At 59.4% G+C, this 25,060-nt stretch carries 20 protein-coding genes, 2 pseudogenes and 2 riboswitches; of the genes and pseudogenes, 10 read left to right on the forward strand and 12 right to left on the reverse strand.

The window, feature by feature from the left end; genetic code table 11:
• Positions 1 to 16 precede the first annotated feature (16 nt).
• Both ACWGZX_RS00370 and ACWGZX_RS00375 read right to left on the reverse strand, forming a co-directional pair.
• The gene (locus ACWGZX_RS00370; protein WP_452626831.1) at positions 17 to 3,874 is read right to left on the reverse strand and encodes a hypothetical protein; all 3,858 of its coding nucleotides are present in this window, start codon (positions 3,872 to 3,874) and stop codon (positions 17 to 19) included.
• Positions 3,875 to 4,144: 270 nt separating this feature from the next.
• Positions 4,145 to 4,258 (reverse strand): annotated as a pseudogene (locus ACWGZX_RS00375) (type IV pili twitching motility protein PilT); the annotation flags it as partial.
• 147 nt (positions 4,259 to 4,405) lie between these two features.
• Between ACWGZX_RS00375 and ACWGZX_RS00380 the strand changes: the two are divergent.
• Together ACWGZX_RS00380 and ACWGZX_RS00385 are read left to right on the forward strand one after the other, a co-directional pair.
• Positions 4,406 to 6,943, forward strand: a complete 2,538-nt coding sequence (locus tag ACWGZX_RS00380) for a PAS domain-containing protein (protein WP_452626832.1) — start codon at positions 4,406 to 4,408, stop codon at positions 6,941 to 6,943.
• Positions 6,944 to 7,009: 66 nt separating this feature from the next.
• The gene (locus ACWGZX_RS00385; RefSeq protein ID WP_007898282.1) at positions 7,010 to 7,285 is read left to right on the forward strand and encodes a peptidylprolyl isomerase; all 276 of its coding nucleotides are present in this window, start codon (positions 7,010 to 7,012) and stop codon (positions 7,283 to 7,285) included.
• Positions 7,286 to 7,428: 143 nt separating this feature from the next.
• Here ACWGZX_RS00385 and ACWGZX_RS00390 read toward each other — a convergent pair whose 3' ends face one another.
• From ACWGZX_RS00390 to ACWGZX_RS00405, 4 genes are all read right to left on the reverse strand, one after another.
• Positions 7,429 to 8,361 (reverse strand): sugar kinase, encoded by a 933-nt coding sequence (locus tag ACWGZX_RS00390; RefSeq protein ID WP_452626833.1) that lies wholly within the window; start codon positions 8,359 to 8,361, stop codon positions 7,429 to 7,431.
• Positions 8,362 to 8,501: 140 nt separating this feature from the next.
• Positions 8,502 to 9,719, reverse strand: coding sequence for an amino acid deaminase (locus ACWGZX_RS00395; RefSeq protein WP_452626834.1), 1,218 nt, complete (start codon positions 9,717 to 9,719; stop codon positions 8,502 to 8,504).
• Positions 9,720 to 9,758: 39 nt separating this feature from the next.
• A complete protein-coding gene (locus tag ACWGZX_RS00400) occupies positions 9,759 to 10,523 on the reverse strand; it encodes an IclR family transcriptional regulator (protein WP_452626835.1) in 765 nt (254 codons plus the stop codon).
• Positions 10,524 to 10,643: 120 nt separating this feature from the next.
• Positions 10,644 to 11,033, reverse strand: coding sequence for a RidA family protein (locus ACWGZX_RS00405; RefSeq protein WP_223513178.1), 390 nt, complete (start codon positions 11,031 to 11,033; stop codon positions 10,644 to 10,646).
• A gap of 253 nt (positions 11,034 to 11,286) precedes the next feature.
• On the opposite strand from ACWGZX_RS00405, the gene ACWGZX_RS00410 reads away from it, so the two are divergent.
• The 3 genes and pseudogenes from ACWGZX_RS00410 to ACWGZX_RS00420 all read left to right on the forward strand — a co-directional run bounded on the left by ACWGZX_RS00410 (position 11,287) and on the right by ACWGZX_RS00420 (position 12,485).
• The gene (locus tag ACWGZX_RS00410; protein WP_452626836.1) at positions 11,287 to 11,736 is read left to right on the forward strand and encodes a thioredoxin family protein; all 450 of its coding nucleotides are present in this window, start codon (positions 11,287 to 11,289) and stop codon (positions 11,734 to 11,736) included.
• Positions 11,724 to 12,167, forward strand: a pseudogene (locus ACWGZX_RS00415) (GGDEF domain-containing protein); the annotation flags it as partial. The gene ACWGZX_RS00410 and the pseudogene ACWGZX_RS00415, both read left to right, overlap by 13 nt.
• A 63-nt stretch (positions 12,168 to 12,230) precedes the next feature.
• The gene (locus ACWGZX_RS00420) at positions 12,231 to 12,485 is read left to right on the forward strand and encodes a DUF2790 domain-containing protein (RefSeq protein WP_452626837.1); all 255 of its coding nucleotides are present in this window, start codon (positions 12,231 to 12,233) and stop codon (positions 12,483 to 12,485) included.
• Here ACWGZX_RS00420 and ACWGZX_RS00425 read toward each other — a convergent pair.
• Entirely contained in the window at positions 12,476 to 12,886 is a 411-nt protein-coding gene (locus ACWGZX_RS00425; protein WP_223513170.1) for a MerR family transcriptional regulator, read from the reverse strand. The genes ACWGZX_RS00420 and ACWGZX_RS00425 overlap by 10 nt on opposite strands.
• A gap of 77 nt (positions 12,887 to 12,963) precedes the next feature.
• Between ACWGZX_RS00425 and ACWGZX_RS00430 the strand changes: the two genes are divergently transcribed.
• A complete protein-coding gene (locus tag ACWGZX_RS00430; protein WP_452626838.1) occupies positions 12,964 to 14,187 on the forward strand; it encodes an NADH:flavin oxidoreductase/NADH oxidase family protein in 1,224 nt (407 codons plus the stop codon).
• A gap of 118 nt (positions 14,188 to 14,305) precedes the next feature.
• Here the strand turns inward: ACWGZX_RS00430 and ACWGZX_RS00435 are convergent, their stop codons facing one another.
• The 4 genes from ACWGZX_RS00435 to cobW all read right to left on the reverse strand — a co-directional run bounded on the left by ACWGZX_RS00435 (position 14,306) and on the right by cobW (position 21,079).
• On the reverse strand, positions 14,306 to 14,917 hold the full coding sequence (locus ACWGZX_RS00435; protein ID WP_452629097.1) for a vWA domain-containing protein: 612 nt from the start codon (positions 14,915 to 14,917) through the stop codon (positions 14,306 to 14,308).
• Positions 14,918 to 14,970: 53 nt separating this feature from the next.
• Positions 14,971 to 15,969: an ATP-binding protein gene (locus ACWGZX_RS00440; protein ID WP_452626839.1), complete on the reverse strand. Its 999-nt coding sequence runs from the start codon at positions 15,967 to 15,969 to the stop codon at positions 14,971 to 14,973.
• Positions 15,970 to 16,114: 145 nt separating this feature from the next.
• Positions 16,115 to 20,008 (reverse strand): cobaltochelatase subunit CobN, encoded by a 3,894-nt coding sequence (cobN, locus tag ACWGZX_RS00445; RefSeq protein WP_452626840.1) that lies wholly within the window; start codon positions 20,006 to 20,008, stop codon positions 16,115 to 16,117.
• A gap of 3 nt (positions 20,009 to 20,011) precedes the next feature.
• Positions 20,012 to 21,079, reverse strand: coding sequence for a cobalamin biosynthesis protein CobW (cobW, locus tag ACWGZX_RS00450; RefSeq protein ID WP_452626841.1), 1,068 nt, complete (start codon positions 21,077 to 21,079; stop codon positions 20,012 to 20,014).
• A gap of 102 nt (positions 21,080 to 21,181) precedes the next feature.
• Positions 21,182 to 21,394, reverse strand: a riboswitch (cobalamin riboswitch).
• Between the two features lie 214 nt (positions 21,395 to 21,608).
• A riboswitch (cobalamin riboswitch) is annotated at positions 21,609 to 21,836 on the forward strand.
• A gap of 120 nt (positions 21,837 to 21,956) precedes the next feature.
• Here cobW and ACWGZX_RS00455 point away from each other — a divergent pair.
• From ACWGZX_RS00455 to cobM, 4 genes are all read left to right on the forward strand, one after another.
• Positions 21,957 to 22,160: a CbtB domain-containing protein gene (locus ACWGZX_RS00455; RefSeq protein ID WP_017339165.1), complete on the forward strand. Its 204-nt coding sequence runs from the start codon at positions 21,957 to 21,959 to the stop codon at positions 22,158 to 22,160.
• An 11-nt stretch (positions 22,161 to 22,171) separates the two neighbouring features.
• Positions 22,172 to 22,879, forward strand: coding sequence for a CbtA family protein (locus ACWGZX_RS00460; RefSeq protein ID WP_452626842.1), 708 nt, complete (start codon positions 22,172 to 22,174; stop codon positions 22,877 to 22,879).
• The gene (locus ACWGZX_RS00465) at positions 22,876 to 23,289 is read left to right on the forward strand and encodes a cobalamin biosynthesis protein (protein WP_452626843.1); all 414 of its coding nucleotides are present in this window, start codon (positions 22,876 to 22,878) and stop codon (positions 23,287 to 23,289) included. Before ACWGZX_RS00460 ends, ACWGZX_RS00465 begins: the two co-directional genes overlap by 4 nt.
• Before the next feature lie 81 nt (positions 23,290 to 23,370).
• Positions 23,371 to 24,117 carry a precorrin-4 C(11)-methyltransferase gene (gene cobM, locus ACWGZX_RS00470; protein WP_452626844.1) on the forward strand — a complete coding sequence of 249 codons (747 nt, stop codon included), beginning with the start codon at positions 23,371 to 23,373 and terminating at the stop codon, positions 24,115 to 24,117.
• 204 nt (positions 24,118 to 24,321) lie between these two features.
• On the opposite strand, the gene nfuA is transcribed toward cobM, so the two are convergent.
• Positions 24,322 to 24,906: a Fe-S biogenesis protein NfuA gene (gene nfuA, locus ACWGZX_RS00475; protein ID WP_007946504.1), complete on the reverse strand. Its 585-nt coding sequence runs from the start codon at positions 24,904 to 24,906 to the stop codon at positions 24,322 to 24,324.
• Positions 24,907 to 25,060: the final 154 nt, after the last annotated feature.

The raw sequence follows: 25,060 nt of genomic DNA on the forward strand, positions 1-25,060 counted from the left end.
CGATCATGCGGGTGCGTCAATCAACGTACGCACCCAGTGGGCGTCTTGCATAGGCAGGCGCCGGAGCCGTCACAATAGTGTTGTTCAGAGTGATTAGAACCGGCCCTCCAATCGCGCTATCAGGGTTTGCTTCAAGCGCGCCCTGCAGGATGGCCATGTTGCGATCATATCGACCCTTGTCCATGTATAGCTGGCTCAGCAGCGAAGTGGCCACAGCCAATGAGTCAGCATTTTCAAAGGCTTTGGAACTCGCATGACAGGCACTTCCCTCATCTGTGACCGGGAGACGTCCGGACGCAAGATTCAGTAGCACAGCCACGTCCAGCAACTGGCCATCGCCTGCGTCACTGCCTGCGTCGCGGGCATAGCCGACATCACCGATCTGCGCAGCCCCGTGGAACAACTCATGAATCAGGTCGTCTGCCACAACGTTATGGTTGAATCCCAGACTAATAAAATGCCTGTTGAGATTGGGGGTATAGATTTCGATGAACTTCGTGTCGGATTGCCCGATTGCATCTTTCCATTGTTGGTAAGCAATCGAGTCAAAAGCTGCAATGTTGTCAGTGTCCCTGAGGGGGTCGAGGAAAAAGTTACTGATGGAAACGCCCCCAAAGTCAGCCCTGACCGTTCTCAGACTGTTTAACAAGCGATTCAATGCATCGCTCGAATTGCTTCCCATCAGGAATTTGATGACTAAATCGCGCTCCGCCGCAAAGTCACGAAGGGTCAAGACATTGATCGCGTTGTCGATTTTTGTACATGCCCGCGGCAAGCTCTGCTCAATGAACTGCAGGGTATAGCTGAGGGGCAATGTCTTGTGGGAGCGCGGCAACCGGACGGGCGCCACAAAGGTGAAATGACTCAGCTTCGGGCCCCAGGGTTTACCCAATCGATTGAGGGCATACCATTGAAAGTTGTTCCGCGCTGCCACTACGGTAAGCGTGTCACCGATTGCATCACGGGGCCGCCAGGTACCCTGGCCGGTATAGGCGGTATCGGTGGCCCGAACCAAGTCGTAGGTTTTATGACGGCCATGGAGTTTGCCCAACTGGGATTTCGCCAGCCCAAGCAGCTCTCGAGCCTGCGTGTTGAAGCGTAGCGCTCCCTTGTGGACGAGTTTCACGCCTCCGAACAACACCGATGGCACATCATCCACGGGGTTAAAAAGAGAAACGGACGACACAAAAGCGAGCCTGGTCAGGCGAGCGGCTTTGGACGACAAAGAGATCGCTTTCGCCGAGATACTCAGCGCTTTGACACCAGCCCCCAGAAACGCCCCACCCAATGCGATGGCATCCATAACGCAACCATAAACTCCGTCGACCACCTTATTGTGTTCTCCGGAAGATATATCCTCGATGCACTTTTTAAAGGGAACCACCAGATTCACAATATACGTCGCAGTTTCTTCGCCATTTTTACGCTCACTTTCAAGTGCCGTCGGCACGATGGCCATTGCTTCAGTTTCGTCAAACGTCCGCAGAGGATGTTTATTCACGATAAACTCGGCAATTCGAGCAAGTTGCGGATTGCCAAAATTTTTATAAATGCTCTGTTGCCGCATCGTCACAATGGTTGGCGCGGGAAGTTCACCCAACTTTTCAATAATCGCCCTGCCGCCTGCTGAATAGGTCTCAAACACACCGTCAGTGTATTCTTTAAGAGTGACAGGAAACGAATCGAGGGGTGTCGGTAACACTTGAGCGTCCAAGTTGCCATTAAAATCCATTCTGGCGGCCGCCTGCAACTTTCCTGTGGTGGCTATCAGCGTCCCGAGTGCGTTGTTTTTCCGAAGTTCGCCGCTCAAAGCAAACAGTTCATAACACGTTACCGTGTTGCCGTGGGAAGCGCAGATCACAATACCAAAGCGCCCTGTAACAGCATCTTTGCCCCGTTGGGTTTCGTACTCGTCTCTAATAGGTACCGGGCTCAAGGAAAAGAAGGACGAAGTCTCTACCACAGGAGGACGGAAGGTAAAAAAGGTGATTTTACCTTTTAGAAAGGCTTCCAGATCGTAAGGCAGCATGTGTGCAAGGGCCAACTTCACATTGGTGACCAGCGCACTATTAAAATTCTCGAAATAATCCCGCAATTGACGATGAAATTCATTGTTGTTGGGTGCCAGACTCAACAACTTCGGATAGCGGCGATAAACGCTGACGACGGAGGGATCGTACTGGGAAGGCCTTTTGTAATTGGTAACACCGGCCAACAAATCGGGCGTGCTGGAAATGTGCTCGTCGGGAAATACAGCGCGCAGATCCCACTGGCCACCCACCAGGTCTCCCGACATATGCAAGTCGACCATGGACATGGCGGTAGGTGATGCATATAGGCCGGGACGCTGATAGAGAACTTTATCGTCAAGAAAATCACACGTTGGCGCGGCCCACTGCAACGCCGCCCTTGCGATATCTTCTCGGCTCGGCATGGGACTGGAATAGGCGCGAGCGAGGTGCGTGAAGTTATCCGCGTACTCTTGGAAAGCTGAAAGCGCCCGCTCCGTGGTGTCCTTTTCCGCTTGAGTGAGTTCATTCGTCGTCACCACGCCATTTATCAGCGCCCAGTCAACGATTGGATCAATCATTGCCAGATCCCACAGGCGGGTCAACGGGTCACTGACAGGCTCCAGATCGGCATACGCCATGATTTGCGCATATGTCATCACACGAGAAGCCCCTTTACTGACCGCTTCCGCCAGCGCTACTCCGTGGCAAAAGGACACCCAGCCAATCGAGCCCATCATCAGCGATGACGGAACGCCCTTGACCAGAAATTCCGGGGCGATTTCCGCCAGCAGCAAGTGCGACGCCAACGGGGCCACGGGAGGATCCACCCAGCCCTTGGTGTAAAGAAAGGCTTGCAGATCATCGCGCACGACCGCCGATGATCGCTCGACATTGTCCGGTGCATACAAATCGAACCCGTCGATACTCTTTCGACTTTGAGCGTTACCAATGAGCGGATTCAGGTCCAGCAAAATGGCGGTTATCAACAGTTGCGCAAGGTCCTCTGCCGACACGTCCTGCCCAAATTGCGCGCCAAACCAATCCAACTCAGATACATATTTTCTGGCGCAAGCCTGAGCAACCGGATGGTTGACCATTTGAACGATCCGTTCAGCGGCATTATCGTACGTTGTAAAAACGCGACCCGTTTCACGGTACAGTTTGTCCAGCAGCTTTTTGTCCGGCGCTATAACCTTGGCCGTGATCTGACGCACACTTGTAAAATGCTCAGTGGGCAATACGGCTAACGACGGATCATCCGCAACAAGCTGCCCCCAGTAGTTCCCCAGTTCGTCTACGCCAGGATCAAACTCTAAAAACGCCATCAAATTTTTGTTTTCAGTCGCATTAGTCGGAACATTCAGACCATGAAACGCTAGCCACTGATCCACGTCGACGAGATCCTCCGTATATACGTAACCGCCGGCCACATTGGCAATATCCCCAATCACCAAGAGATCCTGATAGTTACGGGATTCATGGACGATATTCAGGTCGACCGTTTCCCATTTCGCGGTATCTTTTCTGAATATTTCCAGCCTGCCAGAGGCGTTAATACGCGTTGAAACCATGTTCTCGACACGGTGATGGCGGAGTTCGGCCATCACAATCGTACGGTCGGCTAATTCATTCCATGACACTCGACCTGGCGTGTGAATTTTATAAAGCGAAGATCCCGCCTCCAACTTAAGCTCATACCCTTGCAAGTCGTAAGGCCCTTCGTCCGCTTGATCCTCAAAGACATCCTTTAACAAGCGCAACACCAAATCCCGCTCCGCGGCATCTGCCTTTAATAGCTGATACTGCTCCGTAGCAATCACGTCCGACAATGGATAGGCTTTATACTTTAATTTCGACTTCACAAGATAACCCCATAAATCTAACTTGCTGACAATTTCAGCGCCGACAAATCATCACTTCTCCGCGCAGAACTAACCAGTAAGAATCTATGAGACAAAATGTCCAATAATCTAACTAAGCCATCGCCATACTTACATAACGCCCAACCCACCAACCCCCAACTACCTTTTGACGAATCAACTACTAATGCTCTATTGCCGCACAGTTTCAAGCGCAACTTAAAATTATTGATCGAGTCCGCATATTGCCCAGGTCATGCAGCAGTTGCGTACGACGTCTTCGGGTTTGAACGGCTGATCACTCGGCGGTTTCAGTTCGCCATCGAACCGTGCGCTGGGCGGCGCCCCCGTGGACAGGTATAGATCAGAGCCATTGCGGCTGGCCAGACGTGTTTACAGTGCATCGATTTCCATGGCAAAAAGCACCCGCGAAGCATTCAATGAAAAAATAATGACCCAAAACGGGTCATCCAGCGTCTACCGCCCTACGAGAATAGTAGACGCCGCCTCACCGACTAAACGCAGGACAACTTGATGAACGCATCCCCCACCGGCAGCGATGCCCAGGCCTTGATTGCCAGACTGGACTGGACACGCACCCCGCTGGGCGCTGCTGCCACCTGGCCACAGAGCCTGCGCACTGCCGTCGACATCGTGATTCACTCACCGATGCCGATGCTGTTGCTATGGGGACCGCAACTCACACAGATCTACAACGATGGCTTCGCCCTCCTCGCCGGCAGCAAACACCCACACGCGTTCGGACAGCCGACGCACCAGATCTGGCCAGAACTCCAGGACTTTACCGACCCGATTTACCGCGCCGTCCTGCAGGGCCAGGTGCGCACCTACAGCGAACAACGCTTTACCTTGCAACGTGACGGTGAGGATTCCGACTTCTGGCTGGATTTGACCTACAGCCCGATCCGCGATGAAAACGCCGAGGTGGCCGGGATTCTGGTCACCGCCATCGAAACCAACGAACGCCGCCGCATCGCCCTTGAACTGGAACAGCGCTCGGCTGCCAGCCTCAAGGCCCAGCGCGACACCGAACAGCGCCTGCAACTGGCCTTGGCCGCTACCGACGCGGTTGGCACCTGGGACTGGGACATCGGCGAAGACCGTTTCCTCGCCGACGCCCATTTCGCCCAACTGCACGGCGTCGATCCGGGGATGGCCGGGCAGTTGCCGATCAGCGCCTACCTCCAAGGCGTGCATCCGCAAGACCGGGCGATGATTGCGCGCAGCATCAAGCACTGCATCACCCATGGCACCGAGTACGCAGAGGAATATCGCCTGCTGCAACCCGACGGCCAGTTGCGCTGGGTGTTTGCCCGGGGGCGTTGCTACAAGGATCACCACGGCCGGCCGATGCGTTTTCTCGGCGCGGCGCTGGACCTGACCGAGCGCAAACACACCGAACAGGCGTTGCGCCAGAGCCAGACCGAGTTGCAACTGATCATCAACGCGATGCCGGTCCTGATCAGCTACGTCGACAGTGAAGAGCGTTTCCGCCTGAACAACTCCGCGTACCTGGACTGGTATGGGCTGACGCCGCAGGAGCTTTACGGCAAAACCATTCGTGAAGTGCTGGGTGATGAGGCCTATGCCTTGCGCGCCGAATACATCGCCGACGCGCTGAAGGGCAAACCCTGCTGTTTCAGCATCAGCACACCGCACCGTGATGGCAGCCTTCGCCAGGCACTGATGAACTACCTGCCGCGACACGGTGCGGATGGCGCGGTGAATGGGTTCTACATTTTTGTGATCGACGAAACCGAGCGCAAAAAGACCGAAGAAGCCTTGCGCAATCTCAACGAAACCCTGGAAGAGCGCGTTGTTGCCCGTACTCAACAGCTCGCTGAAGCCAACCAGCGTTTGCAAAACGAGATGTTCGAACGTGAGCGCGCCGAAGACGCCTTGCGCCATGCACAGAAAATGGAAGCGGTCGGCCAGCTCACTGGCGGCATCGCCCATGACTTCAACAACATGCTAACCGGGATCATCGGCAGCCTCGACTTGATGCAACGCTACATCGCCGAGGGGCGCACCGACGAGATTGGCCGTTTTACCGAAGCCGCCGTGTCCTCGGCCAACCGCGCCGCCGCGCTGACCCATCGCCTGCTGGCGTTCTCCCGCCGCCAATCTCTGGATCGCAAGCCGCTGAACACCAATGAGCTGGTGCGCTCGCTGGAGGACCTGCTCAGCCGGACCAAGGGCGAACACATTGAACTCAAGTTGCAACTGGCCGATGAAGTCTGGCCGATCAGCACCGACGTCAGCCAACTGGAAAACGCCCTGCTCAACCTGGTGATCAACGCCCGAGACGCAATGCCCGATGGCGGCGAACTGCTGATTGAAACCGCCAATGTTTACCTCGACGGCGGTGACATCATCACGCTGGAACCGGTCAAGGCCGGGGAATACGTAATGATTGCCGTCAGTGATAACGGCACCGGCATGACGCCGTCCATATTGGCCAAGGCGTTCGATCCGTTCTTCACCACCAAACCCATCGGCCAGGGTACCGGCCTGGGGTTGTCGATGATTTACGGCTTCGCCCAGCAATCGGGCGGGCATGTCAGCCTGTTCAGTTTGCCGGGCAAGGGCACCAGCGTGCGCTTGTACTTGCCGCGCCTGCACGCCATGGAACCGGACGACGTATTGATACCCGTGACGGGCGAAGCACCGGCGGCGATTGCTGGCGAAACCGTGGTGTTGGTGGAAGACGATCCGGCGGTGCGCATGCTGGTGCTCAACTTGCTCAATGAGCTGGGTTACCACGCACACGAAGCCGAAGATGCGAAGACGGCCCTGCCCTTGCTGGAATCCGACCTGCGCGTCGACCTGCTGGTGACCGATGTCGGGCTACCGGGCATGAACGGACGGCAACTCGCCGAGATCGCCCGCCAGCATCGCCCGGACCTCAAAGTGCTGTTCATGACCGGTTACGCGGAAAAGGCCACCGAACGCCAGGGCTTCCTCGAAGAAGGCATGGACATGGTGGCCAAGCCCTTTTCCATCGACCTGCTGGCCAACAAGATTCGCACGATGATCGGCCAACCCGAGTGAGTTGAGGCATAATCGCCCGCCCCCCGCGGGCACCAACATAGCCACCACCGTTGCAAGGTATGCCCAATGAAAGCTCAAGCCCGCCATATTCTGGTGAAAACCTCGGAAGAAGCCGAGCAGCTCAAACAACGCATCGCCAAGGGCGAAGCCTTCGATGTGCTGGCCAAAAAATACTCGACCTGTCCGTCTGGCAAGCGCGGTGGTGACTTGGGCGAAGTGCGGCCGGGGCAGATGGTCGGCGTCATTGATGCAGTGATTTTCAAGAAACCGCTGCGTGTGGTGCATGGCCCGATCAAGAGCAAATTCGGGTATCACCTGGTGCAGGTGTTTTACCGGGATTGATGCATTTGCCTTGAGGCCCCTTCGCGAGCAGGCTCGCTCCCACAATTGACCGGTTGTGGTTACACATTTTGTGTCCACTGAAGATCCACTGTGGGAGCGAGCCTGCTCGCGAACCGATGGCGCAGCCGACGGCCATTCACCGCTTACCTCGGGATCAGCGCCCCCGGCACCTGAATCACCCGACTCGCCAACCGATGCCCCGCCTCAGCCGCTTCAACCGCGCTCCCGCCCTTGAGCCGACTGGCCAGGTACGCCGCGCTGAACGAATCCCCCGCCGCCGTAGTATCCACCACGCGCTCAACCTTCTGCGCCGGTACTTCAAACGACTCGCCGCCACAGCGAATCAGGCACGCTTCTGAACCGCGCTTGAGCACCACCTCCGGCGTACCGATCTGCTCGTACGCGGCAAACACAGCTTCGTAATCGGAAAAATGGAACAGCGCCTGCTCGTCCTCCAAGGTCAGCAACGCCAGGTCCACAAAGGGCAACACACTGCGATACGCCGTGCGGGCCTCTTCAACTGTCGCCCACAAACGCGGCCGGTAATTGTTGTCGAAGACGATCCGCGCATCTCGCTGGCGGGCTTCAATCAGGGTTTCCAACAACTTTTCCCGACCTTGCACACCGAGTACCGCCAGAGTGATGCCGCTGAAATACAGCACATCGTAATCCGGCAGCGCCGCCAGAAACGGCGCGGCGGCCGGCGTGGTGAAGCAATCGCGTACAGCCGCTTCGTTGCGCCAGTAGAGGAAACGACGCTCGCCGGCCGCGTCGGTCTGGATGCAATACAAACCGGGCAAACGTCCGGGTAAGCGCTGAACCATGCCGAGGCCGATGTTTTCGCCAGCCCAGTTCTGACACATGGCGTCGCTGAAACTGTCGTCGCCCAGGGCGGTGACGTAATCGACAGCGCCGCTCGTGCCCAGCTCACGGGACAGGTAGACGGCGGTGTTCAGGGTGTCGCCGCCGAAGCTTTGTTGCAGGCTTCCGTCAGCGCGTTGTTGCAGCTCGATCATGCATTCGCCGATCAGGGCGATACGCGGGGTGTTGGGGCCGAGGGTGCTGATGGTGTGCATGGTGTGGGGTCTCTGGTGTTTCTTTGTTGTCCGGCAGGACGCCATCGCGAGCAGGCTCGCTCCCACAGGGATTTTGTGAACACTGAAAATCCAATGTGGGAGCGAGCCTGCTCGCGATGGCCACGCCTCGGTCTGGTGCCTTAGAAACAGGTTTCCATGGTTTCGATGACGTTCAGCTGTTCATCCACCAGACACCCCGTACGCCACTTGTCGAACGTCAGGCACGGGTGCGAGGTGCCGAACGAAATGATGTCGCCCACTCGCAATTCAACCCCCGGCGCCACAGTCATGAACGCGTGCTGATCCATTACCGCCGTCACCTTGCAGGCGCTGACGTCATCGCCCTTCGCCGGCACCACGCCGGCCTTGTAACGCAGCAGCGGCACCGGCAAACCGGCGTCGTAGGCCACGTCGCGCTTGCCCAGGGCAATCACTGCAAAACCCGGCTCCGGCATCGACTGCACGTGCGCCCAGACTTCCATTGCCGGTCGCAGGCCTTCGTTGAGGTCGCTGCGGCGGTCGAGCACGCAGCATTGCGCTTCCTTGTAAATGCCATGGTCGTGCGCCACGTAGCTGCCAGGACGCAGCACACTCAGGAAACGCCCGCCAGCGTTCTGTGCTTCGAACTCTTCGGCAATCAAGTCATACCAGGCCGACCCTGATGCAGTGATGATCGGCTTGGCAATCGCAAACGCGCCGCTGTCCTGCAGCTGCACCACCAGGCGCACCAAAGACGCAGCGAAATCACGAATGCCGCTGACCGCATGATCACCATGGATCACGCCTTCATAGCCTTCGATGCCAGTCAGGGCCAGCGCCGGTTGCGCGTTGATGGCTTTGGCCAGTGCGATGACTTCTGCTTCAGTCCGGCAACCGCATCGACCGCCCACTACGCCGTACTCGATCATCACGTTCAAGCGCACACCGCGCGAGGCGAAATAGGCGCCAAGGTCAGCGACATTGTCCGGGTGGTCGACCATGCAATGAAAATCGAAAGTCGGGTCTGCCAGCAGAACGGCAATAAGCGCCATGTTCGGCGTGCCGACCAATTGGTTGGCCATCAGCACCCGACGCACGCCATGGGCATATCCCGCACGGGTTTGCGTGGCACTGGCCAGGGTGATGCCCCAGGCGCCGGCGTCCAGTTGGCGGCGAAACAGGGCCGGAGTCATGCTGGTTTTGCCGTGGGGCGCGAGCTCGGCACCGCTGTTGCAGGCAAAGGCCTGCATCCAGCGAATGTTGTGTTCGAGCGCCTCGCGGTGCAGCACCAGCACCGGCAGGCTGACATCGCGGACCAGGTTGGCGCCGATATGGGCAAAGCCCTTTTCCACGGCGGCAGTGTTTTGGGCAGTAGACATGGTCGAACTCCTCACGTTCGCGGCCGCAGACAGCCGCTGTTATTCGTTGATACGCCGCGCCAGGTTGTTGGCGCTGTCAATCAGCACCCGACGATAGTCGCTGTAATGAGTCTTTGCATCGGCCCGTGGGGCAACGATGCACAGGGTCGCAATGGCCACGCCGCTGGGGTCTTTGACCGGGGCGGCGAAGCAATGGGTAAAGGTGTCGGCGACGCTATCGAACGAGAAAAACCCATCGATAGCGGCCTGACGGATTTCACCCAGGAACTGCTCCAGCGGCAGGCGTTCGCCGTTGGGCAGGATGAAATCGTCGTGGTCGATCAGGTCGATGATTTCCTCGTCACTCAAGTGCGCCAGCAACAAGCGTCCGGACGCGGTCCAGGGAATCGGCGCGTTTTCGCCGATGTCCGAGGAAATGCGGAAATGCCGCTCGCCCTCCTTCATCAGCGCCACAGTGTATTTGCGCCCGTTGAGCAGGCACATTTGCGCGGTTTCATGAGTCTGGCTGACGATCTGCTGCAAGGCGTGATCGGCCTCGCGGGTCAGGTCGAAATGACGCAAATGCGCCTGACCGAGGAAGTACAACTGACGGCCCAGATAGACGTGACCATCCTTGCCCGCGGGTTCGAGAATGCGTCGTTCCAGCAGAGACGCGACCAGTTCGTAGACCGTGGATTTGGGACTGCCGATGCCGCTGGCAATTTCATTCGGGCGCAGCGGTTTGCCGACTTCCTTGAGAAAATCAAGGATATCGAACGCCCGGTCCAGACCGCGCGCCCGACGCTTGATGGTGTCTTCGGTCATGTCTTCAGGTTCCCACTCAAAGTGGCCGGGTTAGGCCGCCATCGCTGGCAAGCCATGCTCCTACAGATTTTGCAGCGCTCTTGTAGGAGCGTGGCTTGCCCGCGATGGGCGCGACTCGGTTCAGGCCTTTTTCTTGTACGCGATGCAGTCAATCTCGACCTTGCAATCAACCATCATGTTCGCCTGCACACACGCGCGCGCCGGTGCATGTTCCGGGCTGAAGTACTCGGAAAACACCTTATTGAAACTCCAGAAATCCCGTGGGTCTTCCAGCCATACGCCGGTGCGCACCACGTCTTCCAGCCCATAACCGGCCTCTTCGAGAATCGCGATCAGGTTTTTCATAGTCTGGTGAGTCTGCTCGACGATGCCACCGACAATGATTTCGCCATTCAGCGCCGGCACCTGCCCGGACACATGCAGCCAGCCATCGGCTTCAACGGCGCGAGCGAAAGGACGGGGTTGGCCACCACCGGCGGTGCTGCCGGTGCCGTAACGGATAATGCTCATGAGTGTTTCTCCTGATTGATGCATATTCCGCTATAGCGGACGCGTGTAGGTAATAACGGAAACCGGCGGCAGAAAGTGTGCCACAGGTTTTGGGGGAATGTTGGGGCAGATTGAAAACTGAACGTGCGATGCGGTAAGCCGCATCGTTCAAAGCTCAGGAAAAAGCCACCTGTAATTTCTGACAGTAGACCTACCCTGCCCCCCTCCTTTAACGTCGGAAAACCTCGATGGTCGTTGTGAAAAGGAGATTTCAATGAGCTCGACCCGCCCCCGTCCAACACTAGCCCCGGCCTACAGTAAGGCCTTGAACACCTGGCGCCCGGTGATCCTGTATTTCGGCAATACCCATTGCCCTGCCTGCGAAATCGCCGAACCGATTTTCCGTCAAGTTGCCGAACAGTATCGGGACCGGGCGAGTATTTACGTGCTCAACACCGGCGAGTCTCCCCGCCATCCAAATGTGACCGGCACACCGACCGTGCTGTTTTACAAGGACTGTAAACTGCTGAAAAAGCTCAAGGGCATCGGCACCCGGCAAACCCTGGAAGCCGACTTCGCCGCCCACATTGGCAAGACAAAAACCAAACTCCCGCACCGACAACCCACCCACACTGTTCATTGGTTACGACAAACGCTCAGAACCCTACGCACCGCCCCCAGAGCCCGCGACCTGTTGAACCGTCGCCTTCATACCCGTTGTTGATCGACATCGACAACTTCAAGAAGGTCAACGACGTCTACGGTCACGACATCGGCGATGAAGTGCTCAAGCGCATTGCATAGGACATCAAAACGGTGATGGTCGATTTTGAATACGCACGACTGGGTGGTGAGGAGTTTGCGATTTACCTGGCCGGGGTACGTCGCGAAGACGTCGAGTACCTGGCAGGTGAACTGTGCCGGGTGGTGCGCGAACACCCGACCGGGCATCCGGTGACCATCAGCATCGGCCTGGCGCATGTGGCGGACGGCGATACGTTGAATCAGGCGCTGATCAAGGCCGATAAGGCGTTGTATGAGTCAAAGCATGCAGGGAAGGATCGGTTCACGTTTCATGAACAGCGTACAACGGCTGTTGACCTGCTCGATGTACCGCATCCCGTTTCAAAAAACATTACCCTCAGCCTGGAATAAACCCGAACGGGACTCGTCGTACTGCCACTGAAATCATTCAGTAGTCACTACGAGAGCCCCATCATGAAAAGCCTTCTGTCCGCGCTGTTTCTGATTGGCCTGAGCGGCACCGCTGCCGCCGCTGTCGACAACTCCAGCCCCTCGAACGTCGAGGATTACAGCTATTCGAAACCGCTGAACATTGCCAAGGTCGTCAACATCACCAACGGCGACTATTGCGGAATCGGCCCACGGGAGATGACCTACGTCGACACGATGGGCACTACCCATGTCTTGCGCTACCTAGCTTACGGTGATTCGTGCATCGATCAAAACTGATGTTTGAGCGACGCCATCACCCGCTCGGCATTCGCCTCACAGGCTATCCCTTCGGGCCGCGCCTGGATGCCTTCGATCACCACTAGCAACTTCGCCTTGCTCTGGGCCAGGTGAAGTTGCATTTCTTCGATCTGCTCGACCTTGCGCACAAGCCCCGCCACCAGTTCATCGCGCTTGAACTCGCCCGTCACCGTGTCCGGTAACAACTGCTTTAGCTCTTCAAGGCTGAACCCGGCCTGTTGGGCGCACTGAATGATCATCAGCGTTTGCAGCACTTGCGCGGGATACCGCCGGTAGCCGTTGGCCGAGCGCTCTACCTGACGAATCAAGCCCTGAGCCTCATAAAAACGAATGCGCGAAGCGTTCAGCCCGCTTAACTGCGCCAATTCACCAATTTTCATCACGGCCTCATTTGCCTGCTTGACATTAAAGTTAACTTTAAGCTTAGCCTCTGCTCTTCACTGATGAGGAGTCAAGCATGTCGCCCTTCCAAGCGTTGAATCTGCCCAACGGCCAGACCGTAGGTAATCGTATCGCCAAAGCCGCGATGGAAGAAAACCTCGCCGACACAGGGCAAGCACCGTCCGACGCGTTGTTTCGGCTGTATCAGGCCTGGGCCGAGGGCGAAGCCGGTCTGTTGCTGACCGGCAATGTCATGATCGACCGCCGCGCGATGACCGGTCCCGGTGGCGTGGTGCTGGAAGACGAACGCGATCTGCAACGCTTTCGTCAGTGGGCAACCATCGGCCGATCCGGTGGCGCGCAGTTCTGGATGCAGCTCAATCATCCCGGCCGCCAGACCATGGCCAACCTCGGCCAACAAGCCTTGGCGCCATCCGCCGTCGCGCTGGACATGGGGGCGTTTTCGAAGATGTTTGCCGAGCCCAAACCGATGTCCGAAGACGATATCGCCGAGGTCATCGCGCGCTTCGCCACCAGCGCGGCCCTCGCCGAACAAGCTGGCTTCACCGGCGTGCAGATTCATGCGGCGCACGGTTACTTGATCAGCCAGTTCCTCTCGCCATTGACCAATCGCCGCACCGACCGTTGGGGTGGATCGCTGGAGAATCGCGCGCGTTTGCTGCTGGACGTGGTCAGCGCCGTTCGCCAAGCCGTCTCACCGCAGTTTTGCGTGGCGGTGAAACTCAACTCCGCCGACTTCCAGCGCGGCGGTTTTGACGCCAATGATGCCCGCCAGGTGATTGTGTGGCTCAACGAGCAACACATCGACCTGTTGGAACTCTCCGGTGGCAGCTACGAAGCCCCGGCCATGCAAGGTGAAGCCCGCGATGGTCGAACATTGGCCCGTGAAGCTTACTTCCTGGAAATGGCCGGTGAACTGGCCAGCGTGGCGCGCATGCCGGTGATGGTGACGGGCGGCATTCGGCGCCTGGCCGTCGTCGAACAGGTGCTCGACAGCGGTATCGCCATGGCCGGTATCGGCACAGCACTGGCGGTTGAGCCGCAGTTGGTCAAACACTGGCGCGAAGGCCGCAACAGCCATCCGCAGTTGCCGCCGATTCTGTGGAAACGCAAACCGCTGGCCGCGCTGGCGAGCATGGCGGTGGTGAAGTTTCAGCTTCATAGATTGAGCCGCGGGCGCAAACCACGGCCGCAGGTCTCGGCGGTGTGGGCGCTGATTCTTGACCGGCTATACATTGGTCGGCGTACACGGCAGTACCGTCAGGCGATGGGCAAATAATCTGAGACCGAGTTGGTCCCATTCGCTGGCAAGCCAGCTCCTACAGGTCTGGTGAACGCTGAAAACCACTGTAGGAGCTGGCTTGCCAGCGAAAGGGCCGGAACAGCCAACCAGAATCTCAGCCCAGAATCAGCTCATCAATGTGCCAATAATCCGCTTGTAACTCCGCCGCCATCTGCTTCGCTCGCCCCAACCGAATCGGCCCACGCTCGATATCAATCAGCAGCCCCGGACAGTCCAGCACCGGCAAACTTGACCACTCTTTCAACCGCCCGTCCGTCACCAGCAACACCCGCTGCTGTTCCGCCGGAAAACGCTTTTGCCGCATCGCCAGCCAGCGCCCCGCCTCACTCAGCGCCGCCAATAACGGCGTACCGCCGCCCGCCCCCAGACCATCGAGCCAGTCGCGCATACCCGACGACGCTTTCAAGCCTTGCACTTGCCACTTGGGCGCAAGACCGCTGGCTGTCAACAACGCCAACCGCGCGCGCTGGCGGTAGGCATCGTCGAACACTTGCGCCAGCAGGCCTTTGGCGTCGCTCAACGCCTGGTGACGTCGGGTCGAGGCGGACGCATCGACGATCACCAGCCACAGTTCGTGGGCAGAGCGCGTGCGCAGGTGGAACAGCACATCGCTGCGCTGACGAGGCCGGCCGTTGAGCAAGGTGCCGGGCCAGTTGATCGAGCCGCTGCGCGCGGCGTGGCGTTTGCCTTGCTTGCCATTGTCCAGCCGTCCTGCGCGGGGTCTGGCATTCGCCCCCGCATCAGATCGAGGGCGAATGCCTAGGGCTTTTTTGGCCAGCTCGGCACTTCGCGGCGTGCGCCGACCGGCAGCGCCTGGGCGGGCATTTCACCCCATTGGCCCTGGCCTTCGCTCGGGTTGGAGTTTTGCGCAGACGGCGGCTGACGGTGTTGCGGTGCCGGCGGTGATTGCTCACGACGACGATGGCGCAAGGCGAACTCGGCGACGGCGTCGATATCGACCTCGGTGATCATGTTTGCACCGCGCCATGCGGCATGGGCGCGCGCAGCGCGTAACCAGACCAGGTCAGCGCGCAAGCCATCGACGCCGGCGGCAAAGCAGCGCTCGGTAATGTGTGCCAGTGCCTCATCGTCGAGAGGGATGCTGGCCAGAACGCTACGGGCCCTCTCGCACCGTTCGCGCAGCGACTGCTGTTGATGTTCCCACTGCGCGCAGAAGCGTTGCGGATCGCTGTCGAAATCCAGTCGTCGACGGATGATCTGGCCGCGTTCAGTGGGTGCGGTGTGCCCACTGAGCGCGACGTTCAGGCCAAAGCGGTCGAGCAGTTGCGGACGCAGTTCGCCCTCTTCCGGGTTCATGGTGCCGATCAGCACAAACTTCGCCGAATGCCGATGGGAAATGCCGTCACGCTCGATCAGGTTGGTGCCGCTGGCGGCGACGTCGAGTAACAGGTCCACGAGGTGATCGGGCAGCAGATTGACTTCATCGACGTAGAGCACGCCGCCGTCTGCCTTCGCCAATACACCGGGGGAAAACTGTGCACGCCCCTCACTCAGGGCGGCGTCGAGGTCGAGGGTGCCGACCAGACGCTCTTCGGTGGCGCCCAATGGCAAGGTGACGAATTGACCGCTGGCCAACAGGTCCGCGAGCCCCCGGGCCAAAGTGGATTTGGCCATGCCGCGCGGACCTTCGATCAGCACGCCGCCGATTTTCGGGTCGATGGCGGTCAGGTACAGGGCGAGTTTCAAGTCGTCGGCGCCGACCACGGCGGATAAGGGGAAATGCGGGGTGTCGGTCATTGTTAAATCTCGGTCATGGTCGGTGGCAGGCAAACCTTGAACCTGTGGGAGCGAGCCTGCTCGCGAAGGCGATGTGTCAGCCAACATCGATGTCGAATGATCTACCGCATTCGCGAGCAGGCTCGCTCCCACAGGGGTAAGTGCATTAGCTGTCTTCTTCTATATCCAGCAGCAAGTTTTCCAGGGCCTTGCGGTACTCGCCCGGTTCCTTCCACATCCCCCGCTGCTGCGCTTCCAGCATCCGTTCGGTCATGTCTCGCAAGGCGTGCGGATTGTGCTCGCGAACAAAATCCCGAGTCGCCGGGTCCAGCAAATAGGCGTCGGCCAGCAACGCGTACTGGTGATCGTCAATCAATTGCGTGGTGGCGTCGAACGCAAACAGGTTGTCGACCGTCGCCGCCAGTTCAAACGCGCCTTTGTAGCCGTGACGTTTCACCCCGTCGATCCACTTCGGATTCGCCGCCCGGGAGCGGATCACTCGGTTCAGTTCTTCTTTCAAAGTGCGAATCTTCGGCAAATCCGGTTGACTGTGATCACCGTGGTAACTGGCCGCAGCTTCACCACTGAGGCTTTCCACGGCGGCGAGCATACCGCCCTGGAATTGGTAATAGTCGTTGGAATCGAGCAAATCGTGCTCGCGGTTGTCCTGGTTTTGCAGCACCGCTTGCACCTGGCTCAGGCGCTGGGCAAATTGATCGCGGGCGGTGGTGCCTTCGTCGGAACCGCCATAAGCGTAGCCGCCCCAGTTCAGGTAAACCTCGGCCAGGTCTTCACGGCTTTGCCACAGCCGACCGTCGATAGCGCCCTGCACACCGGCGCCATAGGCACCGGGTTTGGCGCCGAAAATCCGCCAGCCGGCCTGACGGTTCGCGGCGTCTGCATCCAGGCCCGATTGCATCAACGCTTCACGCTCGGCACGCACTTTGGCGGCCAGCGGGTTGAGGTCATCGGGCTCATCCAGCGCGGCCACCGCTTGCACCGCCGCATCGAACAGACGAATCAGGTTGGCAAAGGCATCACGGAAGAACCCGGAGACGCGCAAGGTCACGTCCACGCGCGGACGATCGAGCAAGCTCAGCGGCAGAATTTCAAAATCGTCGACCCGCTGACTGCCCGTGGCCCACACCGGACGAACGCCCATCAGCGCCATGGCTTGGGCGATGTCGTCGCCGCCGGTGCGCATGGTCGCGGTGCCCCAGACGGACAGGCCGAGCTGGCGCAGGTGATCGCCGTGGTCTTGCAGATGCCGTTCGAGAATCAGGTTCGCCGACTGGAAGCCGATGCGCCATGCGGTGGTGGTTGGCAGGTTGCGCACGTCTACCGAGTAGAAGTTGCGACCGGTCGGCAGCACGTCCAGACGACCGCGACTTGGTGCGCCACTCGGACCGGCGGGGACGAAGCGACCGTTCAAGGCGTCGAGCAAGCCGCGCATTTCGGCCGGGCCGCAGGCGTCAAGGCGTGGGGCGACGACTTCACGCAGGCTGTCGATGATGGCGTGCACTTCGGACCAACTTGCCTCCTGTGGGAGCGAGCCCTTGTGGTGAGGGGGCTTGCCCCCGTTGGACTGCACAGCAGTCCCATTTTTTGGGGCCGCTTCGCGACCCAACGAGGGCAAGCCCCCTCGCCACAAGGGCTCGCTCCTACAGGGTTCGGGCTTGGTACTCAAAGTTTGCGAGATCAGTTGAGCGGCGAACAGTTCCAGGCGTTCACGGGTATCACCGGCTGTACGCCAGAGTTCATCGTTCATCTGTTGCAGTTCAATTGGACGCGGCCCGCTCCAAGGCTCGGCCAGCGCGCAATCCAGCGGATCGAATCCAAGCTCGAAGGCCTTGGCCAACGCCCGCAGCAAACTGGATTGCGCACCACGGCCATCACCGCGCGGTATCCGCAGCAAGGCCAGCAAGGTGTCGATGCGCAACCGCCCGGTCGGTGATTCGCCGAATATGTGCAGGCCATCGCGAATCTGCGATTCCTTCAAATCGCACAAGTACGTGTCCAGACGCGGCAACCAGATCGCCGCATCGGCATCGCTGTCGAGTTTTTCATCCAGTTGCAGTTCGCGGTCGATGTGGGTTTCGCGCACCAGTTGCAGAATGTCGCGCTGTAACTCGCGGGCGCGACGCGGATCGAGCAGTTGCGCTTCGTAATACTCATCGGCCAGCAGCTCAAGGTTGCGCAGTGGCCCATAGGTTTCAGCACGCGTCAGCGGCGGCATCAGGTGGTCGATAATCACTGCCTGGGTGCGGCGCTTGGCCTGTGCGCCCTCGCCCGGATCGTTGACGATAAACGGATAAATGTTCGGCAGCGGCCCGAGCAGTGCATCCGGCCAGCAGTTTTCCGACAGCCCGACGCCTTTGCCCGGCAGCCATTCGAGGTTGCCGTGCTTGCCGACGTGAATCACGCCGTGGGCACCGTAGGTGTTGCGCAGCCAGAAATAAAACGCCAGATAGCCGTGAGGCGGGACCAGGTCCGGGTCGTGATACACCGCGCTCGGGTCCACCTGATAACCACGCGCCGGCTGAATGCCGACGAAGGTCAGACCGAAGCGCAGGCCGGCGATCATCATGCGCCCGCCACGGTACATCGGATCGTTTTCGGGCGTGCCCCAGCGTTCCAGCACCGCTTGGCGGTTCGCCTCGGGCAAGGCGTCGAACATGCGCTTGTAAGCGTCCAGTACGAGGCTTTGATGACACGGACGCTGGTCTAAGGTTTCGAGGTCGTTGCTGACACCGCCGAGCAATTGCTGGATCAGTGCGGTGCCGCTGTCCGGCAATTCGGCCGCCAACGGATAACCTTCTTTATGCAGCGCACGCAGGATATTCAATGCGGCGGCCGGGGTGTCGAGACCGACGCCATTGCCGATGCGTCCATCACGGGTCGGGTAGTTGGCAAGGATCAGGGCGATGCGTTTTTCGCTGTTCGGTACCCGCGCCAGATCGATCCAGCGCCGCGCCAGTTCGGCGACAAAATCCATGCGTTCCGGCTGAGGTCGATAACACACCACATCGGACTGACTGCGCTCGCTACGCCACGCCAGGTCCTTGAAACTGATCGGACGGCTGATGATGCGGCCGTCCAGTTCCGGCAGCGCGATGTGCATCGCCAGATCACGCGGGCCGAGACCCTGCTCGCTGGCGCGCCAACCGGGCTCGTTGTCCTGGGCGCAGATAGCTTGAATCACCGGGATGTCGCGGCGAAACGGGCGCAGGTGCGGCGCTTCGGGGCTGGATTGGGCGAAACCGGTGGTGTTCAAAATCACCCCTGCCTCGACTTCATCCAGCCAATCCTCGACCACCGTCAGGCAGCCGGGCTCTTTCAAACTGGCCACGGCAATCGGCAAAGGGTTCAACCCCGCCGCCTGCAAACGCTGGCAGAAAACATCGATAAAACCGGTATTGGCCGCCTGCAAATGCGAGCGGTAAAACAGCACCGCTGCCACCGGTTGATCGGCCTGCCAGTCGGCTTGCCAATCGCTCAGTGATGCGGGGCTTTTGTGCGGGTGATAAATCGCCGTGCGCGGCAGAACTTGCGGCTCGGCCCAGGCGTAATCGCGGCCCAACCAGCGAGTGGCCAGACAACGGAAAAAATCCAGAGCATTGCCCATGCCGCCCTGACGCAAAAACTGCCAGAGCCGGTCACGATCGCAGGCCTCCACGGTGCTGAGGTCGCTGAGTTCCGGGTCCGGACGATCATCGCCCGGCACCAGAATCAGCTGCACGCCCCGTTCGGACAATTGCACCAACCGCTCGACGCCATACCGCCAATAGGCGATGCCGCCGTGCAGTGAGATCAGAATCACCTTGGCGTGACGCAACACTTCATCGACATACAGATCGACCGAGGCGTGATTCTGCACTTGCATCGGGTTGGCGAGGCGCACGCTGGGATAGTCGTCGGGCAGTTGCTGCGCGGCTTCCGCGAGCAGCGCCAGGCTGGAATCGCCACTGCACAGAATCACCAGCTCGGCGGGGGTTTGTCCAAGGTCGGCAATGTTGTCATCCGACACGAAACCGCCGGGCTGGGTCCTGAGCAGGTGCATGGCTTAAACGCTGAGCGCGGCGCGCAATTGCGCTTCGAGTTGAGCGGCGTCCAGATCCTGGCCGATCAACACCAGGCGAGTGGTGCGCGCTTCATCGGCGCCCCACTGACGGTCGAAATGCTTGTCGAATCGCGTGCCCACGCCCTGAATCAGCAAGCGCATCGGCTTGTTCGGGATCGCGGCGAAGCCTTTGACGCGCAGGATGCCATGCTGGACCACCAGTTGGGTCAGCGCATCCAGCAGCAGGCTTTCGTCGGCTTGCGGCAGTTCGAGGGAGATCGAGTCGAAAGCATCGTGATCGTGGTCGTCATGGTCATCACCGTCGTGGTGATGATCGTGATGGCTGTGACGGCTGTCGATGTGTTCTTCGGAGCCGGCACCGAGGCCGATCAAAACATCCAGTGGCAGACGGCCGCTGCTGGCTTCGATGATTTTTACCGCTGGCGGCAGTTCTTCGGCAACTTCGAGGCGCACGCGGGCCAGGTCTTCAGGGCTGATCAAGTCGGCCTTGTTGAGAATCACCAGGTCGGCGCTGGCCAGTTGGTCGGCGAACAGTTCGTGCAGCGGCGATTCGTGGTCCAGGTTCGGATCGAGTTTGCGCTGGGCGTCGACCTGATCCGGGAATGCGGCAAAGGTACCGGCGGCGACGGCCGGGCTGTCGACCACGGTGATGACTGCGTCGACGGTGCAAGCGCTGCGGATTTCCGGCCATTGGAAGGCTTGAACCAGCGGCTTGGGCAGGGCCAGGCCCGAGGTTTCGATGAGGATATGGTCGAGGTCACCGCGACGGGCCACCAGTTCGCGCATCACCGGGAAGAATTCTTCCTGAACGGTGCAGCACAGGCAGCCGTTGGCCAATTCATAAACGCGGCCGTTGGCTTCTTCTTCGGTGCAGCCGATGGAGCACTGCTTGAGGATTTCGCCGTCGATGCCCAACTCGCCAAACTCGTTGACGATCACCGCAATGCGACGGCCCTGAGCGTTGTCGAGCATGTGCCGCAGCAAGGTGGTTTTGCCCGAACCGAGGAAGCCGGTAACGATAGTGACGGGGAGTTTGGCCAGTGTTTTCATCGGATGCCCTTTGGCAAGGTGGCGGGCAAACGGGACGACAACCGGCAACGCGCACGCGCATGCCTGAAGAGTTCGCCACCGGATCACCCCGCCCGGTTGAAAGTGAGAATCTGTGTCGAGGCAGGTCTCCTGGCTGACGGCTGGCCAGTCGTTTGACTGGCGGTTGCTGCGCCTTCCCGCTCGCGCCATGGCTGGCGCATGCAGTGGCATGGCAGAAACTGAACCGTTCACAGTTGCGGGGGCAGCCGCGGCATTGACCGCGTTCCCTTCTTAGCTTCGGCTAAACGCCGAAGAACCTCGAAAGCGCAAGGCTACGCATCGCGCAGGGGTGGGTCAATGTTCATCAGTTGTTTGCGATCACTGTGGCGAGGGGGCTTGCCCCCGTTGGGTTGCGAAGCGACCCCCTGTTTTCTCCAGGCAAAACCTGCTCACTGGTTTTGCGACGGCTGCGCCGCCGAACGGGGGCAAGCCCCCTCGCCACAGAGTTGCGAACCCTTGCCAATTGACGCGTATCCCCCGCCCATGCTTTCCTACGCACTTTGTTACGGGTGCCCTTCACAGGGTGAAACGGGAAACCGGTGAATCATGTGCTTTACTCAAAGCCATGTCAGTCCGGTGCTGCCCCCGCAACGGTAAGCGAGCGAAGCATCAAATCCACTGTGCCAGCAGTTCGGCATGGGAAGGTGATGCTTGCAGGTCAAGGCGAAAGCCTGCGCCCCTCGTGAGCCCGGAGACCGGCCCGCAACACAAAGTGACCCCTATGGTCACTGAACAACAAACCCGCGGTGGGCGGGCGCTGTTTGAACGTCTGCGTGCCCGACTCGCAGGGGTTTTCCATGCGCTCTATTCACCCGCTGACAGACCAGAGGGATGCGCCATGTCGATTATCAGCAGTACCGGCAGCAACACGGACAAGAGCACCGCCAGCACCACCACAACCCTGACTCAACGCCTGACCGCCGCCGTATGTGCGTCGATCCTCGGCGCATGCCTTGTGTATTTCGCCGGTTTCTCGCACATCGAAGCGGTGCACAACGCCGCGCACGATACCCGTCACAGCTCAGCTTTCCCGTGCCATTGAGACCTGCCCAAATGATTAAGCGTATTGCGCAAACCGCAGGTTTCACTGGGTTGCTGGCCGCCCTGTTGCTGACGCTGCTGCAAAGCTTCTGGGTCGCACCGTTGATTCTTCAGGCGGAATCCTACGAAAAAACCGAGCCGGCGCTGGTTCAACCCCATGAACACGCCGATGGCGCCATGGCCGGCCATACCCACGACGCCGAGGCCTGGGAGCCGGAAGATGGCTGGCAGCGCGTGCTGTCGACTACCGGCGGCAACCTGGTGGTGGCCGTCGGTTTTGCCCTGATGCTTGCCGGCCTGTACACCTTGCGCGCACCGACCAAAACGTCTCAGGGCCTGCTCTGGGGTCTGGCCGGTTATGCGACCTTCGTACTGGCGCCGACCCTTGGCCTGCCACCGGAACTGCCGGGCACTGCGGCAGCAGATCTGGCTCAACGGCAAATGTGGTGGATCGGCACCGCCGCCTCCACCGCTGTCGGGATCGCATTGATCGTGTTCAGCCGGCACTGGCTGATGAAAGTGCTGGGCGTGGCGATTCTGGCCACTCCGCATATCATCGGCGCACCTCAGCCGGAAGTGCATTCGATGCTCGCGCCGGAAGCGCTGGAAGCGCAGTTCAAAATCGCTTCGCAGCTGACCAACGTGGCGTTCTGGCTGGCCTTGGGCCTGGTCAGTGCCTGGTTGTTCCGCCGCAAAAGCGATGGCCAATACCACGCATGACAGAGGCCAGCACTGTGCCGACGCTAGTGGTCGGCCTGGGCTGCCAGCGCGGCTGCCCCGCCAGCACGCTGCGGGCATTGCTTGATCAGGCATTACAGGCTCATCAAATCGGACTTCACGAGATAAAGGCCCTGGCCAGCATTGACCTGAAGCGCGACGAATTGGGCCTGATCGAGCTGGCCGCACAACTTGCGCTGCCGTTGACGTTTTTCAGCAGTGAACAATTGGCCGGTTATCACCCCAAACTCACCCACCATTCAGACATCGCCTTCGAGCGCACCGGCTGTTATGGCGTAGCGGAAAGTGCTGCCCTGGCACTGGCCGAACAGTTGGCCCAGGCGCCGGCGAAGCTGCTGATATCCCGACAAAAATACGCTCAGGCGACCCTGGCATTGGCCTGCGCTGCTTAAAATCCCCGATAATCGCGCATTCGATCATGAGCAATCTTCATCTGAAGCCTTGCCCAGCCTCTTTTTTCACAGGAATCGACGATGACCGTCTACTTCATTGGCGCAGGGCCCGGCGACCCGGAACTGATCACGGTCAAAGGCCAACGGCTGATTCGCAGCTGCCCGGTGATCATCTACGCCGGCTCCCTGGTGCCTGCGGCTGTGCTGGAAGGCCATCGCGCCGAACAGGTGATCAACAGCGCCGAATTACACTTGGAACAGATCATCGAACTGATCAAAACTGCCCACGCCAACGGCCAGGACGTGGCGCGGGTGCATTCCGGCGATCCGAGCCTGTATGGCGCGATTGGCGAGCAGATTCGCTACCTGCGCGAGCTTGATATTCCTTTTGAAATCGTTCCGGGTGTCACGGCGACGGCGGCGTGTGCGGCGCTTTTAGGGGCGGAACTGACCCTTCCGGACATTTCGCAGAGCGTGATCCTGACTCGGTACGCCGACAAGACTGCCATGCCGGCCGGGGAAGAACTGGGCAGTCTGGCGCAACACGGGGCGACCATGGCCATTCATTTGGGCGTGAATCACCTGGAGAAAATCCTTGTAGAACTGCTGCCGCATTACGGCGCGGACTGTCCCATTGCGGTGATTCACCGGGCGACGTGGCCGGATCAGGATTGGGTGGTGGGGACGCTTGAGGACATTGCCGGGAAGGTTGAAGCCAAGGGGTTTCGACGTACGGCATTGATTCTGGTGGGACGGGTGTTGGGGAGTGACCACTTTAGCGAGTCTTCGCTGTATCGCGCGGGACATGCGCATCTCTACAGACCCTGAGTTCACGCATATCCTGTGGCGAGGGGGCTTGCCCCCGTTCGGCGGCGAAGCCGTCGCAAAACCTGCAAGCAGGGTGTTCCTGAGAAGATGCTGGGGCCGCTTCGCGGCCCAACGGGGGCAAGCCCCCTCGCCACAAGAAATTGGTTACCCATAAAAAACGGCACTCACGGGTGCCGTTTTTTCATTCCGCAGCGAACACCTTACTTAGTAGTAGGCGTTTTCTTTCTGCGTGTGGTCAGTCACATCGCGCACACCCTTCAATTCAGGAATTCGCTCAAGCAAGGTGCGCTCGATGCCTTCCTTCAGGGTCACGTCTGCCTGGCCGCAGCCTTGGCAACCACCACCGAATTTCAGAACGGCAATGCCGTCTTCGACCACATCGATAAGGCTAACCTGACCGCCGTGGCTCGCCAGCCCCGGGTTGATCTCGGTTTGCAGGTAGTAATTGATGCGCTCGTTGACCGGGCTGTCGGCGTTGACCATCGGCACTTTGGCGTTTGGCGCCTTGATGGTCAGCTGGCCGCCCATGCGGTCGGTGGCGTAGTCGACCACCGCATCGTCCAGAAACGCTTCGCTGAACGAGTCGATGTAGGCCGTGAAGCTTTTCAGCCCCAACGCCGTGTCTTCAGGTTTTTCTTCGCCCGGCTTGCAGTAGGCAATGCAGGTTTCGGCGTACTGGGTGCCAGGCTGGGTGATAAAGACGCGGATGCCGATACCCGGGGTGTTCTGCTTGGAGAGCAGGTCAGCCAGATAATCGTGGGCGGCGTCGGTAATGGTTATAGCGGTCATGGAAACTCCTCGCAGGCTTGGGCGCAGTTTACGCCAATCAACGCGCCGCACAAAGTCCTAGTATTTTTGTCGGGAAAGAAACGGTGATTTCCCCCTGTAGGAGCGGGCTTGCCCCGAGCGGCGTTCCGACGAAGGCGTCGGATCAATCAACATA

It is taken from the genome of Pseudomonas sp. CLCA07 (assembly GCF_053615335.1).

Bases quoted from the DNA above. Each gene is read 5' to 3' on its own strand.
- ACWGZX_RS00380 (WP_452626832.1), top strand. From the start codon at position 4,406: ATGAACGCATCCCCCACCGGCAGCGATGCCCAGGCCTTGATTGCCAGA.
- ACWGZX_RS00385 (WP_007898282.1), top strand. From the start codon at position 7,010: ATGAAAGCTCAAGCCCGCCATATTCTGGTGAAAACCTCGGAAGAAGCC.
- ACWGZX_RS00390 (WP_452626833.1), bottom strand. From the start codon at position 8,361: ATGCACACCATCAGCACCCTCGGCCCCAACACCCCGCGTATCGCCCTG.
- ACWGZX_RS00395 (WP_452626834.1), bottom strand. From the start codon at position 9,719: ATGTCTACTGCCCAAAACACTGCCGCCGTGGAAAAGGGCTTTGCCCAT.
- ACWGZX_RS00400 (WP_452626835.1), bottom strand. From the start codon at position 10,523: ATGACCGAAGACACCATCAAGCGTCGGGCGCGCGGTCTGGACCGGGCG.
- ACWGZX_RS00405 (WP_223513178.1), bottom strand. From the start codon at position 11,033: ATGAGCATTATCCGTTACGGCACCGGCAGCACCGCCGGTGGTGGCCAA.
- ACWGZX_RS00410 (WP_452626836.1), top strand. From the start codon at position 11,287: ATGAGCTCGACCCGCCCCCGTCCAACACTAGCCCCGGCCTACAGTAAG.
- ACWGZX_RS00420 (WP_452626837.1), top strand. From the start codon at position 12,231: ATGAAAAGCCTTCTGTCCGCGCTGTTTCTGATTGGCCTGAGCGGCACC.
- ACWGZX_RS00425 (WP_223513170.1), bottom strand. From the start codon at position 12,886: ATGAAAATTGGTGAATTGGCGCAGTTAAGCGGGCTGAACGCTTCGCGC.
- ACWGZX_RS00430 (WP_452626838.1), top strand. From the start codon at position 12,964: ATGTCGCCCTTCCAAGCGTTGAATCTGCCCAACGGCCAGACCGTAGGT.
- ACWGZX_RS00440 (WP_452626839.1), bottom strand. From the start codon at position 15,969: ATGACCGACACCCCGCATTTCCCCTTATCCGCCGTGGTCGGCGCCGAC.
- cobN (WP_452626840.1), bottom strand. From the start codon at position 20,008: ATGCACCTGCTCAGGACCCAGCCCGGCGGTTTCGTGTCGGATGACAAC.
- cobW (WP_452626841.1), bottom strand. From the start codon at position 21,079: ATGAAAACACTGGCCAAACTCCCCGTCACTATCGTTACCGGCTTCCTC.
- ACWGZX_RS00455 (WP_017339165.1), top strand. From the start codon at position 21,957: ATGTCGATTATCAGCAGTACCGGCAGCAACACGGACAAGAGCACCGCC.
- ACWGZX_RS00460 (WP_452626842.1), top strand. From the start codon at position 22,172: ATGATTAAGCGTATTGCGCAAACCGCAGGTTTCACTGGGTTGCTGGCC.
- ACWGZX_RS00465 (WP_452626843.1), top strand. From the start codon at position 22,876: ATGACAGAGGCCAGCACTGTGCCGACGCTAGTGGTCGGCCTGGGCTGC.
- cobM (WP_452626844.1), top strand. From the start codon at position 23,371: ATGACCGTCTACTTCATTGGCGCAGGGCCCGGCGACCCGGAACTGATC.
- nfuA (WP_007946504.1), bottom strand. From the start codon at position 24,906: ATGACCGCTATAACCATTACCGACGCCGCCCACGATTATCTGGCTGAC.